The sequence below is a fragment of the Bacillus sp. JZ39 genome (assembly GCF_053903145.1).
Genome location: NZ_CP096389.1, coordinates 738,981 through 758,059 on the forward strand (window position 1 = coordinate 738,981; position 19,079 = coordinate 758,059).

The 19,079-nt window shown below is 50.0% G+C and carries 14 protein-coding genes; all 14 read left to right on the forward strand.

The genetic code is table 11. The features are described 5' to 3' along the window. Complete coding sequence (locus M1D65_RS03810; RefSeq protein WP_015252615.1) at positions 1–891, forward strand: carbohydrate ABC transporter permease; 891 nt, start codon at positions 1–3, stop codon at positions 889–891. Between the two features lie 15 nt (positions 892–906). Then, positions 907–1,941, forward strand: a complete 1,035-nt coding sequence (gene yesR / locus M1D65_RS03815; protein WP_032677444.1) for a rhamnogalacturonyl hydrolase YesR — start codon at positions 907–909, stop codon at positions 1,939–1,941. Positions 1,942–1,963: 22 nt separating this feature from the next. Further along, positions 1,964–4,249 carry a transcriptional regulator YesS gene (yesS, locus tag M1D65_RS03820; protein WP_456270781.1) on the forward strand — a complete coding sequence of 762 codons (2,286 nt, stop codon included), beginning with the start codon at positions 1,964–1,966 and terminating at the stop codon, positions 4,247–4,249. Between the two features lie 13 nt (positions 4,250–4,262). Then, positions 4,263–4,961 (forward strand): rhamnogalacturonan acetylesterase, encoded by a 699-nt coding sequence (rhgT, locus tag M1D65_RS03825; RefSeq protein ID WP_124073317.1) that lies wholly within the window; start codon positions 4,263–4,265, stop codon positions 4,959–4,961. Beyond that, complete coding sequence (locus M1D65_RS03830; RefSeq protein ID WP_124073316.1) at positions 4,954–5,616, forward strand: YesU family protein; 663 nt, start codon at positions 4,954–4,956, stop codon at positions 5,614–5,616. The genes rhgT and M1D65_RS03830 overlap by 8 nt, the downstream gene beginning before the upstream one ends. Further along, entirely contained in the window at positions 5,613–6,239 is a 627-nt protein-coding gene (locus M1D65_RS03835; protein WP_047182244.1) for a YesL family protein, read from the forward strand. Before M1D65_RS03830 ends, M1D65_RS03835 begins: the two co-directional genes overlap by 4 nt. Before the next feature lie 138 nt (positions 6,240–6,377). After that, positions 6,378–8,222 carry a rhamnogalacturonan lyase gene (gene rhgW / locus M1D65_RS03840; protein WP_064671880.1) on the forward strand — a complete coding sequence of 615 codons (1,845 nt, stop codon included), beginning with the start codon at positions 6,378–6,380 and terminating at the stop codon, positions 8,220–8,222. A gap of 45 nt (positions 8,223–8,267) precedes the next feature. Further along, a complete protein-coding gene (rhgX, locus tag M1D65_RS03845) occupies positions 8,268–10,106 on the forward strand; it encodes a rhamnogalacturonan exolyase (RefSeq protein WP_064671881.1) in 1,839 nt (612 codons plus the stop codon). A 156-nt stretch (positions 10,107–10,262) separates the two neighbouring features. Continuing rightward, positions 10,263–10,916: a rhamnogalacturonan acetylesterase gene (locus M1D65_RS03850; RefSeq protein ID WP_161619319.1), complete on the forward strand. Its 654-nt coding sequence runs from the start codon at positions 10,263–10,265 to the stop codon at positions 10,914–10,916. Between the two features lie 7 nt (positions 10,917–10,923). Beyond that, positions 10,924–12,915, forward strand: coding sequence for a beta-galactosidase YesZ (gene yesZ, locus M1D65_RS03855; protein WP_064671882.1), 1,992 nt, complete (start codon positions 10,924–10,926; stop codon positions 12,913–12,915). A gap of 43 nt (positions 12,916–12,958) precedes the next feature. Next, positions 12,959–15,532 carry an exo-rhamnogalacturonan lyase family protein gene (locus M1D65_RS03860; protein WP_213419653.1) on the forward strand — a complete coding sequence of 858 codons (2,574 nt, stop codon included), beginning with the start codon at positions 12,959–12,961 and terminating at the stop codon, positions 15,530–15,532. Positions 15,533–15,653: 121 nt separating this feature from the next. Next, the gene (locus tag M1D65_RS03865) at positions 15,654–17,162 is read left to right on the forward strand and encodes an extracellular solute-binding protein (RefSeq protein WP_041851200.1); all 1,509 of its coding nucleotides are present in this window, start codon (positions 15,654–15,656) and stop codon (positions 17,160–17,162) included. Between the two features lie 54 nt (positions 17,163–17,216). Further along, positions 17,217–18,173: an ABC transporter permease gene (locus M1D65_RS03870; RefSeq protein WP_003233808.1), complete on the forward strand. Its 957-nt coding sequence runs from the start codon at positions 17,217–17,219 to the stop codon at positions 18,171–18,173. Between the two features lie 13 nt (positions 18,174–18,186). Beyond that, positions 18,187–19,074 carry a carbohydrate ABC transporter permease gene (locus M1D65_RS03875; RefSeq protein ID WP_003242715.1) on the forward strand — a complete coding sequence of 296 codons (888 nt, stop codon included), beginning with the start codon at positions 18,187–18,189 and terminating at the stop codon, positions 19,072–19,074. Positions 19,075–19,079: the final 5 nt, after the last annotated feature.

Below are 19,079 nucleotides of genomic sequence, written 5' to 3' on the forward strand. Positions count from 1 at the left end.
ATGGAGCCGGTCAACGAGCCTGTCAGAAAAGCCCCGGTTTTAGAAAGAAAAAAAGCCGGTCGCGTCAGTCCCAAACGCATACTGTTCCATGTTTTTACGGCAACGCTGGCGGTGTTACTGCTGTACCCGGTCATTTGGCTGTTTGTCAGCTCGTTTAAAGAAAGCGCCAGTATTTTTACAACCTCACATTCTCTCATTCCCGACCCTTTTATTCTCAGTAACTATGCTGAAGGGTGGAAGGGTATCGCGGGACAGCCGTTTCTGACGTTTATTAAAAACTCGGCGATCATTGTCGGACTGTCAACAATCGGTGCCGTCCTGTCATCGGCTGTCATTGCGTACGGATTTGCGCGTATTCCGTTTAAGGGAAAAAAATTTTGGTTTGCGTGCATGATGGGGACGTTAATGCTGCCTCATGAAGTGTTGATGATTCCGCAGTATATTATGTTTGCGAAATTAGACTGGCTGAATTCCTTTAAACCAATTGTCGTTCCGCAATTTTTCGGGCATGCGTTTTTTATCTTTCTGATGATCCAGTTTATCCGGACGATTCCCGAGGAGCTGGATGAAGCCGCGCGAATCGACGGATGCGGACGCTTTGCCTGCTTTTGGCGGATCATTCTCCCGCTGATTGCCCCCGCGCTTGCGACGTCTGCGATTTTCTCCTTCTATTGGAAGTGGGAGGAGCTGATTCAGCCGCTCTTGTATTTGAATAAGCCGGAGCTTTACCCTGTTTCACTTGCGCTGAAGCTTTTTCTCGATACAGAGTCGGCTTCGAACTGGGGCGCGATGTTTGCCATGTCAGCCGTCTCGTTATTGCCTGTGATTCTTGTTTTCTTTTTGTTTCAGAAATATATCGTTCAGGGCATCAGTACGACCGGATTAAAATAAAAAGGAGTGTTGCAGATGGCACAGCTTATCTTTGATGAAGAAAAGGTGACGTCGGTTATTGACCGGATCGTGAAACGGACATTTCAGATGGATTTTGCGTGGGATTGGCCGGGCGGCGTCGCGTTTTACGGCGTGGCGGAGGCCTATGAAGCGACGGAAAACGAGGAATATATCAATCTGTTAAAAACGTGGGTGGATGAACAGCTGGAGGATGGGCTGCCGCCGCTTTCAATCAACGGAGTTTCCATCGGGCATACGCTTTTGTTCCTCCACAAGGTGACGGGTGATGACGTGTATTTGGAAACAGCGGCCGAGATGGCGGAATATGTGCTGCATAAGGCGCCGCGCTTTGGCGAGGGGATCCTTCAGCATACGGTGAATGCGGCAGAATATGTGTTTCCTGAGCAGGCATGGGCGGATACGCTGATGATGGCTGGGCTGTTTATGCTGAGAATTGGGCGGGTCATGGAGCGTGAGGATTATTTTGAAGACGGCCTGCGCCAGTTTCACGGACATGAGGATGTGCTACAGGACCCTGTCACGAATTTGTACTACCACGCCTGGGACAACAAAGCGCAAAATCATCTGTCGGGGATTTATTGGGGCAGGGCGAACGGCTGGGCGGCACTCACGATGGCAAAGGCGCTCCCGCTCATTGAGGTGACACATCCTTCCTTTATGATCATCGACGGATCGCTCAGAGACCAGCTGAGCGCGCTTGTCCGGCTTCAGGATGAATCAGGGCTGTGGCATACGATTTTGGATGATCCGGATTCTTATCTGGAGGTTTCGGCATCAGCGGGTATTGCTTCTGCTCTGATGTCGAGCGGAAAGCTGTATACAAAATATGTGCAGAAATCGCTTGCCGCCATTTTGGATGCAGTGGAAGAGGACGGACGGGTCAGCAGGGTATCGGCCGGGACAGCCGTCATGAAAAATGCCGAAGGATACAAACAGGTGCCTTACAAACGAATACAAGGATGGGGGCAGGGACTTGCGCTGACGTTTCTTGCTGATGTTTTGAAAACGAAAAAACGCGTGTATCAGTAAAGACAGCGGCGGGGGGAAAGGGATGAAAAAACAGCCTCAACAGAAGGAACGGGTTTCTCGCTGGAAGGGAACGTATTTCAAAAGAAACTTTGTCTTCATTTTGCTGATTGCCTGTATTCCCGGATTGCTGACTGGCGGCGCAATCTACTTTCTTTCGATCGACAAGGTGGAGAAAGAGCTGCAGAGATCGCATGAAACACAGGTGGCGCGTGAGGTCAGCCGAATGGATGAGAAGCTGGGAGTGCTTGAACTGGCACTCACCCAGATGGCCTACGATTCTTCACTGATGAATGGATTGGCCGAGAGGGATTTGGAGAAAGACTTTACGTTCTCCTATCAATTAACGAAAAAACTGTTTCTTTTGCGGGACCAGCAGCCGCTGATCGAGCAGGCTTCCATCTTTCTGAACAGCCCCCGGCCACTTGTGCTGAGCCCTGAATACAGCGCTTTGACAGAACAGGAGGCGCTTCGCAAGTATCGCTCGCTGCTTGCCTCAGACCGCAGCATTTATTGGAAACGGTCGGGAAACCAAGCGATGCTGATCCAGCTCATTCCGGGCGCGGCGGAGAAACCGTTCGGCGCGATCATGCTGGCGGTTGATCCGAAAGAAATGGAATCAATCCTGCAAAGCTTGTCCCCCTATCCTGATGGCAGTGCGCTACTTTTAGATCAAAATCAAGAGGTGCTGTTTCATGAAGGGGAAAAAGATTTTGAAAAGACTTTACTTCAAGAGATAAAAAAACAGCCTGCTGAGAACGGCCATTTTCAGTTGGAATGGGAAGGCAAGGTGTATTCTGTCTCCTTTGGAGAAATGAACCGGATGCATCAGCAATGGACCTTTATGTCAGCAGCGCCTCTTTCAGCTATTACAGCGCCGATGGTGTTTTTATCAAAAGTGATCATCGTGATGCTGGTCATTTGCATCGGTTTGGCGGTATGCATGACATGGTATGCATCAAAAAAAATCTATCGTCCCATTCAGCATTTGCTTGGCTTGTTTACCGGAGGAGAGAAGAAAGTATGGCAGGCGTCCGGGCAGGATGAATTCAAGTGGATTGAAAAGAGATGGCAGGATCTATCCCTTGAAAGCCGGAAGCTCCAAGAGCAGCTCCTGCGGCAGACGCCCCATATGAAAAAGAGTTTTTTGCAGCACCTCTTGCAGGGGGATTTTTACTATGACAACGAGGACAGTCTCAGATCTCGGATGGAGGAGGCCGGCTGGAACATCGGCGAAAACGTGTTTCATGTGCTGGATCTTCAATTGACAGGACTCCGCTGTGAAAAAAGCATCTTCTGTTGCGATGATGAACAGCTCGCTGTGTTTACACTGACTAATATCGCTGAGGAATTGGCGGATAAACGCGTTTTTCAGCTCTCCATACTTGATATCGGCCGGCTTTCTATCACCGTTCTTGTGATGAAAACAAACAGCTCTGATCTGAAGGCGTATATAACGGAGCTGGCACGCCAATTTGGGGATGTAACCGGACTATGCCTGACCTCGACATTGAGCAGCGAGACGGAGCGTGTCACGGAAATTCCTTCTTTATTTCAGAATGTGAAAAGCGGCAAATCCTGCAGGCAGTTTGCCAACCGGAATCAGGTCATTGATTTGCAGGCCGACTTCCCTCAGGATGAGCAGTTCGCTCCTTATTACCCTTTTGAACTGGAAAAACAAATTGTTCAGGCTATCCGGCTGGAAAGAAAACAGGAGGCCGAGGAACTGATTCGTGTATGCATGGAGGAACTGGCGGAAAAGGCGGCTATAGACAGGCATGTGCACTCCGCCCTGATTCAGCTGTTTTCCCGCATTCAGGAGGATATTTTGCATTCCGGGCTCAATCCCAGCGAACTATTTCAGCATCGGAATCCGTTTCTTGATATTTCAGAATTGCGCGAACCTAATGAAGCGGCGGCCTGGTTGATGGATGCAGTGGTGACGCCTTACCTTTCCAAGCTTGAGGGCAGAAAAAACAGACAGCAAAAGCAGCTGGCAGAACGTGTGATTGCGATGATTCACGAACAGTATATGGCGGATATTTCATTGGAAAGCTGTGCCGATGCGCTTGGCATGAATTCATATACGTTAAGCAAGGCATTTAAGCAAGTGACCGGCATTAATTTTATCGATTATGTGACCCAGATCAGAATCGAAAAGGCGAAAGAACTGCTGGTCAATACGAATAAAAAAATTCATGACGTGTCAGAAGAAGTCGGCTACCGCCACAATTACTTTAACCGGATTTTTAAAAAACAGGTCGGCATGCCGCCGGGTGTCTTCAGGCAAATGTATCAGGAAACGCCGTGAAAGGAGAGAACATGTGATGAAGAAACCAATTCAAGTATTTTTAGCGGGGGATTCCACTGTGAGTGACTGCCCGCCTCATGAAGCGCCGATGGCGGGGTGGGGGCAGGTATTCGGGCAATTGTTTTCTGAAGAGGTAGTGGTGCACAATCATGCCAAAGGAGGAGCGAGCACCAATTCTTTTGTGGAGGAAGGAAGGCTTCAAGCAATTGCCGAACGCATCACACAAGGCGATTATTTGTTGATTCAATTCGGCCACAATGACCAAAAACCGCGGGGGACGAAGCCGTACTCCACATTTCAGCAGTTTCTTACCTTGTTTGCAGATACGGCACGCGAAAAGGGCGCGCATCCTGTGTTCGTCACATCGGTGCAGCGCCGCCGCTTTGATGAAAACGGACGAATCGAGCATTCCCTCGGTGAGTATCCCGATGCGATGAAAGCACTGGCGAAGGAGCTCGATGTACCTGTGATTGATCTGCTTGCGAAAACAAAGGTGCTGTATGAAGCATACGGGCCGGAGGAGTCGAAGCGATTGTTCGTTTGGTTTCAGCCGAATGAACATCCGAATTACCCGGACGGCATTGAGGACAATACGCATTTTTCGGAAGAAGGTGCAGTGGAGGTTGCCAAGCTTGTGGCAGAAGGCATTGAAGAGCTCGGACTTCCGCTTAAGGACCACCTTGTGAGCCGGGAGGGAAAAGAACATGTATAAGGAAGGCGCTTGCCTGTATCGCAATCCGCTCCGGTCTAAAAGCGATGTGAAGGACTGGCGGATGGAGGGAGGCGGACAGATCTCATTTGACGATCACAGCTTGCACCTGTCACATGTTCAGGACGAAGCGCACTTTGTCTTTTGGTGTCCGGAAACCTTTCCAGACGGCATCATTGTGACATGGGACTTCTCCCCGATCGAGCAGCCGGGATTGTGTATGCTGTTTTTTTCTGCTGCGGGAATGGGAGGCGAGGATTTGTTTGATCCAAGTCTCCAGAAAAGAACGGGAAAATACCCCGAGTATCATTCGGGGGACATCAATGCGCTCCACCTGTCGTATTTCCGCAGAAAATACCCGGAGGAAAGAGCGTTCCGCACCTGCAATTTAAGAAAAAGCCGCGGTTTCCACCTCGCCGCAATGGGGGCCGATCCGCTGCCTTCTCCAGACGACGCTGATTCTCCGTATCGTATGAAGCTGATCAAAGACAAAGGCTATGTGCACTTTTCAATCAATGATCTGCCCATTCTTGAGTGGATGGACGACGGCAGCACATATGGGCCTGTGTTAACAAAAGGAAAAATCGGGTTCCGGCAGATGGCCCCCATGAAAGCAGCTTACAGGGATTTTGCCGTACATCAAGCGGTGAGAAGATGAAGACGACTGTAACGGATGCGCTTTATGCAGGCTGCGAAGCGGTGGTGAAAATAGCATGGCTCAACGGGCTGTGGCTGTTGTTTACACTTTTGGGCGGCGTTCTTTTCGGATGGGCGCCGAGCACAGCCGCGATGTGTGCCGTTATAAGGAAATGGCTGATGGGGCAAAAGGATGTCCCGATATTTCCTTTATTTCTCGATACCTATAAAAAAGAGTTTCTCAAGGTTAATGCGATCGGATTGGCGTTTTCGGCTCTTTTGCTCATATTGTCTGCCAACTATCATTATTTTTCTGCCAGTACGAATTGGCTGTCCTTTGCAGTAACAAGCTGCACGCTGCTTGCAGGGCTTTTGTATATCATCGCGCTGATGTATGTGTTTCCCCTTTATGTGCATTACCAGCTCCCGCTTCGCAAATATATTCCGCAGGCACTGCTGTTTGGCGCCATGAGACCGCTGACAACTGGCTGTATGCTGATCGGGTGCGGATTTGTCCTTTATTTGCTTTATACGCTTCCTGGCCTGATCCCATTTTACGGCCCGTGTTTATTTGGGCTTGTGTTGATGTTTTTTGCTCTTAGGGGATTTCAAAAGACGGAGGCCCAGCACCATCAAGCCGGGTAACAAAAAAGTGACAAATACGCAAAAAAGTGCAGTGTCCGAAATAGGCAGATGCAAAAAAGTGAAATTGAAGACAGCTCACACAGCGCATAAAATCCAATTTAAGTAAGCGCTTACAGATAAATGAGAAGGAGCTGTCTGATGATTACACGAAGGAAACGCATGTTTACCGCTGTTACGTTGCTGGTCTTGTTGGTGATGGGAACCTCTGTATGTCCTGTGAAAGCTGAAGGGGCAGCGCGGCAGATGGAAGCGCTGAACCGGGGGCTTGTAGCGGTCAAGACGGACGGGGGCATTTTTGTCAGCTGGCGGTTTCTTGGAACCGAAAACGCATCTGTTTTGTTCAATGTGTACAGAGACGGGCAAAAACTGAATGCTGCGCCTGTCAAAACCACGAACTATGTGGATAAAAATGGATCGGCGGGTTCGACGTATACGGTCCGGGCTGTTGTAAACGGTACCGAACAGCCGGCTTCTGAAAAAGCCTCCGTATGGGCGCAGCCGTATCATTCCGTTCCGCTGGATAAACCGGCTGGCGGCACGACGCCAAAGGGTGAAGGTTACACGTACAGCGCTAATGACGCAAGTGTTGGCGATGTGGATGGTGACGGGCAATACGAGCTGATCCTAAAATGGGACCCGTCTAACTCAAAAGACAATTCACAGGATGGCTATACGGGTGACGTGCTGGTTGACGCGTATAAACTGGACGGCACAAAGTTATGGCGGATCAATCTCGGCAAAAACATCAGAGCGGGCGCGCACTACACCCAGTTTATGGTGTATGACCTTGATGGTGACGGAAAAGCGGAAGTGGCAATGAAAACGGCAGACGGGACAAAAGACGGCACGGGCAAAGTAATTGGAGATGCCAATGCAGATTACAGAAATGAACAGGGGCGTGTGCTTTCAGGCCCTGAATATCTCACTGTGTTTCAAGGTTCAACCGGGAAAGAGCTTGTCACCGCAAATTTTGAACCGGCGCGCGGCAATGTGTCGGATTGGGGAGACAGCTACGGCAACCGTGTTGACCGTTTTCTCGCCGGCATTGCCTACCTTGATGGACAGCGGCCGAGCCTGATCATGACCAGAGGGTATTACGCTAAAACCATGCTAGTTGCCTATAACTTCAGGGATGGAAAGCTGTCAAAGCTTTGGACGCTGGACTCCTCAAAGTCAGGAAATGAAGCGTTTGCCGGACAGGGGAATCACAACCTGAGCATCGCGGACGTTGACGGGGATGGAAAAGATGAGATTATTTTCGGCTCAATGGCTGTTGATCATGACGGGAAAGGCATGTACTCGACCGGCTTAGGCCATGGGGATGCCCTCCATACAGGAGATCTTGATCCGGGCCGGCCGGGGCTTGAGGTGTTTCAAGTTCATGAGGACAAAAATGCAAAATACGGCTTATCTTTCCGGGATGCTGCAACCGGAAAAATCCTTTGGGGCGTTTATGCCGGCAAGGATGTAGGCCGGGGAATGGCTGCTGATATTGACCCGCGTTATCCGGGACAGGAAGTGTGGGCAAACGGTTCTCTCTACTCAGCGAAAGGGGTCAAAATTGGAAGCGGGGTTCCGTCCTCGACCAACTTCGGCATCTGGTGGGACGGCGATCTGCTCCGGGAACAGCTGGACAGCAACCGAATTGATAAGTGGGATTATCAAAACGGCGTATCGAAAAATGTGCTGACTGCATCAGGCGCAGCGGCTAACAACGGCACAAAAGCAACACCGGCGCTTCAGGCTGATCTGCTCGGTGACTGGCGCGAGGATGTCGTGTGGAGAACGGAGGACAGCAGTGCTCTGCGCATTTACACGACGACCATTCCGACTGAGCACAGGCTGTATACGTTGATGCACGATCCGGTGTACCGGCTTGGCATCGCCTGGCAAAATGTCGCCTATAACCAGCCGCCGCACACAAGCTTCTTTTTAGGAGACGGCATGGCGGAACAGCCAAAACCAAATATGTATACGCCTTAACTGAAAGGGGGAAGGAACGGGCTGCGCGCAGCCCGTTCCCATCAAATGAAACCAAAAAAGAGGCAAATGGAATACTTGACCAGAGGTTTGATTGCGGTAAAGACAGATCAGGGCGTGTTTGTCAGCTGGCGTTTTCTCGGAACAGATCATGAGACGACGGCTTTTCACCTTTATCGGGATGGAAAGCGGATCACCCGCGATCCAATCGCTGAAAGCACTAATTTTCTCGATCAAAACGGAACGGCTGACTCTGTTTATCAAGTGGCGGCTGTCAATAAAGGACGGGAAGAAAAGCTTTCCAAGGAAGCTCGTGTTTGGCAGGAAAATGTTCTGGAGGTTCCGCTTGCCAGACCGGAAGGCGGTGTGACGCCGGACGGAAAGCCGTACACTTACAGAGCCAATGATGCCAGTGTCGGGGATGTAGACGGGGATGGAGAATATGAAATGATCCTGAAGTGGGACCCATCCAATTCAAAAGACAACGCTCATGACGGTTATACCGGGGAGGTGCTCATAGATGCCTATAAACTGGACGGCACCTTTTTGTGGCGCATCAACCTCGGCAGAAACATCAGGGCGGGTGCTCATTACACGCAATTTATGGTGTATGACCTGGATGGTGACGGAAAAGCAGAAATCGCCATGAAAACAGCTGACGGCACAACAGACGGGAAAGGACATATCATCGGTGATGAGCATGCCGATTTTAGAAACGAACAGGGCAGAATTTTGTCCGGTCCGGAATATTTGACGGTGTTTAAAGGAGAAACCGGTGAGGCGCTCACGACCGTGGAATATGAACCGCCCCGCGGCAAGCTGGAGGATTGGGGAGACGGCTATGGAAACCGGATGGACCGTTTTCTCGCCGGGATCGCTTATTTGGATGGGGAGCGGCCGAGCCTTGTAATGGCGCGCGGCTACTATACGAGAGCCGTGCTCGTGGCATACGATTTCAGAAACGGAAGGCTCAAAAAACGCTGGGTATTTGACTCCAACCAGCCGGGACATGAAGCGTACGCAGGACAGGGGAACCACAGCTTAAGCGTGGCGGATATCGACGGAGACGGAAAAGATGAAATCATATACGGCGCAATGGCTGTCGATCATGACGGAACCGGCCTGTACTCAACGGGGCTCGGGCACGGAGACGCGATGCATGTAGGGGATCTGGACCCGTCACGAAAAGGGCTTGAAGTGTTCCAGGTGCATGAGGATGCCACGAAGCCGTACGGACTGTCACTGCGAGATGCCGGAACCGGTGAGATATTATGGGGCGTCCATGCTGGAACTGACGTTGGCCGGGGCATGGCGGCTCATATTGACCCAAGCTACAAAGGATCGCTCGTCTGGGGAATTGATCCGCCGGGCAATGATGGCATGTCGTATGGGCTTTTTACGAGCAAAGGCGAAAAAATCAGCGACAAAGCACCCGCTTCAGCCAATTTCGCCATCTGGTGGGACGGTGATTTGGTCAGAGAACTGCTTGATCATGACTGGGACGGAACGATTGGCAGGCCAAAGATCGAAAAATGGGATGCTGAAAACGGCTGTCTGAAGACGATATTTCAGCCGGCCGGCGTGCTGTCTAACAACGGCACGAAAGGAAACCCGGTTCTTCAGGCCAACCTGTTTGGAGACTGGCGGGAAGAAGTGATATGGAGAACGGAAGACAGCAGCGCGCTCCGTATCTATACAACGACACATCTCACCCGCCACCGCTTTTACACGCTGATGCATGATCCGGTTTACAGGCTCGGCATCGCCTGGCAGAATACCGCCTACAACCAGCCGCCGCACACGAGCTTTTACCTCGGAACGGGAATGAAAAAACCGCCGAAGCCCGTCCTGTACATAGCGGGAAGCAAAGCGGAGGCGCCGCTATAAGAGGAATAAGGGATAAGACGCAAAGGCTGAACGCTACGACGAGATGATTAACGAACGGGCAGGACGAACCAATGCTCAAGCGCTGTACGCACCGGTTTTTTCAAGGGAAGAGCTATCCGTGATGGAAGCTGTATAAAAAACGAGGGGGAATGAAAAATGGCAAATCATATTTATCTTGCCGGCGATTCGACTGTTCAAACGTATGGAGACAGCACAAATCAAGGGGGCTGGGGGCAGTTTCTCGGCTCGCATCTGCCGGAGCATATTCAGGTGATCAACAGAGCGATCGGGGGAAGAAGCTCGAAGACATTTGTCGAAGAGGGCAGGCTTCAGGCGATCCTTGATGTGATTGAGCCGGATGATTGGCTGTTCGTGCAGATGGGCCATAATGACGCGTCGAAAAATAAGCCGGAGCGCTACACCGAGCCCTACACTACTTATAAACAATATTTAAAGCAGTATATCGCAGGCGCGCGGGAAAAAGGCGCCCATCCGCTTCTCATTACCCCCGTAGCCCGCTTTCATTTCGAAAATGGCGTGTTTTTGAACGATTTTCCAGATTACTGCATTGCCATGAAGCAGACGGCTGAAGAGGAGAATGTCCAGCTCATTGATCTGATGGAGAAAAGCCTTGCTTTCTTTACTGAGAAGGGCGAGGAAAAAGTATACACCTATTTTATGATTTCAGAAGGGATTAACGATTACACGCATTTTACAAAAAAAGGCGCAAATGAAATGGCGAAACTTGTGGCAAAAGGCATAAAGGAGCTCGGCCTGCCATTGACAGAATCGATCATCAAAGAAAGGTGAAAATGTGATGAGAAAACTGTATCATGGCGCTTGCTATTATCCGGAATTATGGGATGAAGAGACGATTCAGCAGGACATTGACATCATGCGTGAAGTTGGCGTAAATGTTGTGCGGATCGGCGAATTTGCCTGGTCTGTCATGGAACCTGAAGAAGGAAAAATTGACGTCGGTTTTTTCAAAGAAATCATCACCCGGCTGTATGATAGCGGGATCGAAACGATTATGTGCACGCCGACGCCTACCCCGCCGATTTGGTTCTCACATGGCCGGCCCGAACGCATGCATGCCAATGAAAAAAGAGAGATCATGGGGCATGGCTCCCGTCAGCATGCCTGTACGAACAACCCGTATTTCCGAAAAAAAGCCGCCATCATCACCACAGCCATCGCCAAGGAGCTTGGCCGGCTCCCGGGGCTGATCGGATGGCAGCTAGACAATGAGTTTAAATGCCATGTTGCAGAATGCATGTGTGAGACATGCTTGCGCCTATGGCATGACTGGCTCAAAAATCGCTACGGGGTAATTGAGCGCTTGAATGAAGCTTGGGGAACCGATGTGTGGAGCGAGACCTATCAGACGTTTGAGCAAGTCCCGCAGCCGGGACCGGCCCCGTTTCTGCATCATGCCTCTCTACGCACTATGTATCAGCTGTTTTCGATGGAGATGATCGCTTCGTTTGCGGATGAACAGGCCAAAATCATCCGCTGCTATTCAGATGCGCCGATCACGCATAACGGATCAGTCATGTTCAGCGTGGACAATGAACGAATGTTTCAGAATCTCGATTTTGCCTCCTATGACACGTACGCTTCGCAGGAAAACGCCTCTGCCTTTTTATTGAACTGTGATTTATGGAGAAATCTGAAACAGGGACGCCCGTTTTGGATTTTGGAAACGAGTCCGTCGTATGCCGCCTCGCTTGAAAGCTCCGCTTACCCGCACGCAGACGGGTATTTGCAGGCCGAAGCCGTATCGTCCTACGCCTTAGGGAGCCAGGGATTTTGCTACTGGCTATGGCGACAGCAGCGTTCAGGTAGCGAGATTTCCCACGGTTCGGTTCTCAGTGCCTGGGGCGAACCCACCATCGGCTATCAAAATGTGCTGGCGGTTGAGCGGGCAAGAAAGGAAATCGAGCCTATTATTCTATCGACTGAACCCGTTCAAGCCGAGGCGGCGATGACTTACTCTGACAGAGCAAAAGCATTTATTAAAACTGAGCCTCACCGGGGACTCCGGCATCGTTCGCTTGTGACGCATTTTTATGAACGTATTCTCAACACGGGGATTCATCGTGACCTTATTCCGGAAGGCGCTCCACTGGACGGCTATCGCTTGCTGTTTACGCCATTTGTGCCGTATTTGTCTTCTGAATTTATCAAAAAAGCTTCGGCATTCGCTGAAGCGGGCGGCATCTGGATCACCGGGCCGCTGACAGGAGGGCGCACATGTGAGCATACCATTCATACCGATTGCGGACTTGGCGAACTTGAGAAAACGTCAGGGATCAAAACACTTTTTACCTTTCCGATGAATGAGAACGTGAATACAGGAAAAGCGTTTGGCATCACGGCGCCGCTCGGACTGTGGAGCGCGGTGTTTGACACAGAGAGCGGAAACACCCTTGGCACGGTTGAAGCAGGACCGGGGGCGGGCCATGCTTTTCTGACGGAACGGAATTACGGCGAGGGGAAAATTGTCATGCTGGGCTCGCTTCCATCCGGAAAAGAAGGGGATGCGATGCTGGAAGCGCTCGTCAGGCATTATGCGGAGGAAGCTGTTATTTCCAGCCGGTCGGATGTGACACCCGGCACGATCGTTGCCCCGCGTATAGGCGAAAACGGCCTTGTGTGGATCGTTGTGAATATGGATGGAAAAGGCGGGAGCGTGACATTGCCGGAAGCGGGAATGGATTTGTTGACGAACTGTTTGACCAAAGCGGGGAGACTGGCAGTCGGACCGCATGAATACCGTGTGATTCAATTTGACAATCACAGCTGATTCTTTGCATCGAATCAGCTTTTTTCTATGGAGGGAGAGGCCGATGAAAAAGATCAAATGGTTATCAGAACAGCCAAAGTTGACAAGCGGCGTGACGTGGGGCGTGCCATGGAAAAAAGGAGAATTAAAAAAAGGAGACCGTCTGGCGCTTATGAATGAAAACGCGGAAACGCGATATGTGCAAAGCGAACCGTCGGCCTATTGGCCGGATGGGAGCATCAAGTGGACGAAGCACGCGGCGGTGTTTGGCGGTCAGGAAAACCAAAGCTTTACAGTTCGCAAAAGAGAAGTGCCGCAGCCAACTGAATCGCTCAGCATTCATGAGGCAGAGCATGACATCCAAGTGAATACAGGAGCACTCGTTTGTACCATTCATAAAACAGGATCTGATTTCATTCAATCATTGCAGATCAACGGAAAGCCGATCGCCGCAGGCGGGAGGCTCGTTGCGATAAGAGAAACGAGAAAGGAGTCGGCGGCGGAAACGGTTCTTTTGCATGAAAGGTCTGTCAGCTTTATCAAACGGGCGGCGATTGAGCAGAGTGGTCCTGTCAAAGCAGTAGTCAAAATCGAGGGAGTGCATGTGCTCCATAAAACGAATGAGGAATGGCTGCCGTTTGTCATCCGATTGACGTTTTATGCCGGGCTGTCTGAGATCGGCCTTGTGCACACGCAGCTGATTGACAGGAGCGGTAAACAAGAATTCATAAAGGGGCTCGGCATCGAATTTGCCCTTTTTTTGGAGGGAGAGCCGTACAACCGCCATTTCCGCTTTGCGGGAGAGAAAGGGATGTATAAAGAACCCGCCCAGCTGTTTGGCACACGTAAATTCAATGAACGATATCCGCTTTATGAAAAACAAATCAATGGCGAAATGCTGTCTCCAGATGAAGAGCATAAGGAATGGTTTGCACATGGCACACAGAATGCGGTTTGGGACGATGTCAAGCTCGTGCAAGATTCCAGCGATCATTACAGCCTGTCAAAACGGACCGGAAAAGATTATGCGTGGGTTGGAATGCTGCATGGCAGCCGGGCGAAGGGGCTCTGCTATGCGGGTGGAAAAAATGGCGGTGTGGCTCTCGGCCTGCGGTATTTCTTTGAGAAATATCCTTCAGCACTGGAAATCACAGGTCTTGCCGGCAGCCGCCCCAAAATGACTATCTGGCTTTGGCCTCCGGACGGCGAAGCGATGGATTTGCGGCATTATACAGGAAACACCCACGTGGCCAGCGCGTATGAAGGCTTTGATGAAATGCGCTCTGATCCGACAGGCATTGCGAACACAAATGAAATCAGCCTGGCGTGCTTTTCGCACATGCCGTCTGACGAAGTCCTCAATGCGCTGGCTGACAAATGGCAGGCGCCGCCGCTCATTGTATGCGAGCCGGACGTCTATTACGAATCAAAAGCACTCGGGGTATGGAGCATCATTGACACATCCCATCCGCTCAAAAAAGAGCTGGAAGAACAGCTTGATGCGGCCTTTCTGTTTTATAAAAAGGAAGTAGAGCAACGCAGATGGTACGGTTTTTGGCATTATGGCGATGTCATGCATACGTATGACCCGATTCGGCATATGTGGCGGTACGATCTCGGCGGATACGCATGGCAAAACAATGAGCTCGTTCCGACCCTATGGCTGTGGCAGGCGTTTTTCCGCTCAGGCAGAGAGGATATCTTTCGCATGGCAGAAGCCATGACCCGCCATACGAGCGAAACGGACAGCTTTCACCTCGGTGAATACGCCGGGCTTGGTTCACGGCATAACGTTGTGCACTGGGGATGCGGCTGCAAGGAAGCGAGAATCAGCATGGCCGGGCTTTATAAATTCTATTATTATCTGACGGGTGATGAGCGGACGGGAGATCTTTTGACAGAAGTGAAGGATGCCGATTATGCCCTCGTCAAAACCGATCCGATGCGCGCTTTTTACGAGAAAGGCAAGCACCCGACTCACGCCAGAACGGGACCGGACTGGGCGGCGTTTTGCTCGAACTGGCTGGCGGAATGGGAGCGGACCGAAAATCCGGAATATCGCAAAAAAATCGAAACGGGAATCAACTGTCTGAAGCGGCTGCCGCTCCGCTTATTATCTGGTCCGACATTTGAATATGATCCGGCGACCTCGATGCTTCATCATATGGGAGACGGCATTGCGGGCGGATATCATATGATCATTGCCTTCGGCGCGCCGCAAGTGTGGATGGAGCTGGCTGAGCTTCTTGATGACTGGGAATGGGAGGATATGCTGAGTGAATTCGGCGAATTTTACACACTCAGTGATGAGGAAAAACGAAAAAAAAGCGGAGCCGCTCTTCATGACGGGCATTTTCACTGGCCGATGTTCGCCGCCGGTATGACAGCCTACGCCGCAAGAAAAAAACAAGATCCTCATCTCGCCGCCAAAGCGTGGAATCTTTTGCTAGAAGATAAGCTCAGCCATACGCCGCTTCCGATCAAACCGGAGCGCATCGAGACATGGATGCAGCTAGAGGAGCTTCCATGGGTGACAACGAACACTGTCTCTCAATGGTGTTTAAATGTCATAGCGGCGCTGGAACTGATCGGAGATTCCCTTCCGGCAAAAAAAGAAACATCGGGCAAAAAAGGATAACAGCCGGAATTTCATAGGAGAAATGGTGCAAAAAATGAAGATTGCAAGAATTTATGTAAGCGCTTTATATTGAGAGGAGCAAAGGGGAAATGCAAATTGAAAAAAGGGGGACTTACGCAACATGAAAATAAGAATGCGAAAAAAATGGATGGCCTTGCCGCTTGCTGCCATGGTGATCGCCGGATGCAGCCATTCGGAAACATCCAATTCAGCAAGCGGTTCGAAAGATACGATCAAAATTATGGCGCCGCTTTTATCGCCGGAAAGCCCGAGTGATAAAAGCCCTTCATTAAAAGCGCTCGAAAAATACACAGGCAAAGAGATTAAGGTCACATGGGTGCCTGATTCATCCTACAACGACAAATTCAACATCGTCATGGCTTCAGGAGAGATGCCTCACGCGATTGTCATTAAAGATAAGTCAGCCGGCTTTATCAAGTCTGTCAAAGCAGGGGCGTTTTGGGAACTGTCTCCTTATTTAAAAGACTACAAGAATTTAAGCCAGGCAGATGAAAAGATTTTGAAGAACAGCTCGGTGAACGGCGAGGTGTACGGAATCTACAGAACGAGGGATCTGATCAGGGCGTGTATGATCATCAGAACCGACTGGCTGAAAAATGTCGGTCTGGATATGCCGGAAACGCTTGATGATTTCTATGAAGTGCTGAAAGCCTTTAAGGAAAAAGATCCTGACGGAAACGGCAAGGATGATACGTACGGCATGGTCGTGCCGAAATGGATGGGACTCGGCAACGGAAGCCCATGGGATGTTCTGCAAATCTGGTTCGGCGCTCCGAACCGCTACGGTGTTGAAAACGGAAAGCTGATTCCAGATTTTACAACGAAGGAATACATGAATGCGCTCACGTTTTTTAAAAAGCTCTATGATGAGGGATTGATCAATAAGGATTTTGCTGTCATGGATTCTGCGAAGTGGAATGATCCGGTTGTAAAAGGAAAAGCGGGTGTCATCGTTGATACAGGCTCAAGAGCGTCTCAAATCCAAAGCGCGATGGAGGAGGCGGATGAGTCGAACAAGGATATCATTGATATCGTCGGCTCGCTTGAGGGACCGAATGGCAAGCGCACTTTCCCGACATCTGGTTATTCAGGCATGATCACGATACCAAAATCAAGCGTCAAAACTGAAAAAGAGCTGAAAGAGGTGCTGTCCTTCCTCGATAAGATGAATGATAAGGAAGCGCAGATTCTCACGAACAACGGAGTGAAGGGCCGCAATTACGAGCTCAAGGACGGCGTATTCACTTCACTTGAAAAAAATAACAAATCTCTCCTGTATGAGCATGAAGGCTTGGCACAGTTCAGCATGTCGATTCCGAAAAGCGAGTATTACATCGAAGACCAGAAAACCAAGCTCTTCCAGCATCGTAAGGACATCATAACCGAAGGAGAAAAAATAGCCGTCTTTAACCCGGCTGAGTCGCTTGTATCTGATGTCTATACCCAAAAAGGAGCCCAGCTTGACAACATCATCCTCGACGCGAGAACACAATTTATCATTGGAGAAATTGATGAAAAAGGGTTCGCTGATGCAGTGGAGCTTTGGAAAAAAAGCGGCGGCAATGACCTGATGAAGGACTTGAACAAATTGTACCAATCGTCAAAATAAACCGATGCGCCTGCCTTTCGGCGGGCGCCCCGGTAACACGAAAGGAGAACAGATATGGAAACAGTGCCGAAGAAGGGAGATTCACCTGTTCTTACCGCTGGAAAAGGCATCAGCTGGATGGCTGCGCTCAAACGGGACAAATGGCTTTATCTTCTTCTTATTCCCGGTCTGCTTTATTTTTTGATTTTTAAATACTTGCCGATGTGGGGCGTGCTGATCGCTTTTAAAGACTACTCGCCATATCTCGGCTTCTGGAAAAGCGAATGGGTCGGCTTTGATTATTTCAAAGACTTTTTTATGAATCCGGATTTTTTCCGGCTGCTGCGCAACACCCTCATGCTGGCGAGCCTGGATCTTTTGTTTGCCTTTCCCGCGCCTCTCATTTTAGCCCTGCTTTTGAATGAGGTAAGAAAGGCCGTGTATAAAAGATGTATCCAAACCTTCATTTACGTACCCCATTTTGTATCATGGACAATTGTGGTCAGCATCACCTTCGTTTTCTTTACTGTCGATACAGGTGTGATCAACAAAATGATCATGAGCCTGACAGGTGAGCAGATTTCTTTCTTGTCGGATGCAGACTGGTTCCGGCCGATGATTGTGATGCAAAGCATTTGGAAGGAAACAGGCTGGGGAACGATTCTATTTTTGGCAGCGCTTGCTACGGTTGATCAAGAGCAGTATGAAGCGGCCATCATGGACGGAGCGGGGCGGTTCAGGAGAATGTGGCATATTACGCTGCCGGCGATCAGAAGCACCATTATCGTTTTGTTGATTTTAAGAATCGGCAGCTTTTTGAATCTTGGCTTTGAACAGGTGTATTTGATGACGAACTCACTCAACCGCAGTGTGGCTGACATCTTCGACACGTATGTGTATATGATGGGGATTACCCAAGGGGCGTATAGCTACAGCACGGCGGTCGGTTTGTTTAAATCAGTTGTCGGGATTATCTTGATTTTTGGAGCCAATTACATTGCGAAAAAGTTTGATCAGGAAGGATTGTTTTAGAGGAGGGAGAGGTATGGCTGAAATTCACACGATGCACAACACCAAAGCCGGACGGGTGTTTGACGTCTGCAACATTCTGTTTCTCGGCGGTGTCGGCGCGATTACCATTTTGCCGTTTTTATATATTATCGCCGGTTCCTTTGCGACAGAAGCGGAACTCGCCCAGCGGAGCTTCTTTATTTTCCCGAAAACCTTTACACTTGATGCTTACAAGTATGTGTTTTCGACACCAACGTTCCTTCGAAGCATGGGTGTGTCCATCTTCATCACGGTGGTCGGGACGGCTGTACAGCTGTTTTTCACCTTCACGATGGCATATCCGCTGGCGAAGCGGCATGTGAAGGGACGGAATCTGCTGTTGAATCTGGTGATTTTCTCCATGCTGTTTTCAGGCGGCATGATTCCGACGTACCTTGTCGTAAAATCACTTGGCCTTTTGGATACGTATTGGGCATTGATTCTGCCGATGGCGATTAATCCGTTCAACCTTATTATTATCAAAAACTTCTTTCAGCAGCTGCCGCGCGAGCTGGAGGAATCAGCAAAAATTGACGGCTGTTCCGAAATCGGCGTCTTCTGGCGGATCGCCCTGCCACTGTCAAAGCCAGTTATTGCGACCTTTGCGCTGTTTTATGCGGTCGGGATTTGGAATGATTTCTTCCACGCTCTCTTATATATCAATGACAGTGCAAAATGGCCGCTGCAAATGGTGCTTCGCCAAGTCACAATTTTATCGGATTTAACGGCGACCAATGGTGATACGATGCAAAATGCAGTTCCGCCGGAGCAGGGAATTAAACTCGCTGTCATTGTCATTGCGACGCTGCCGATTTTGGCGGTCTATCCATTTTTACAAAAACACTTTGCAAAAGGAATGCTGATCGGTTCGGTGAAAGGCTGAGAAAG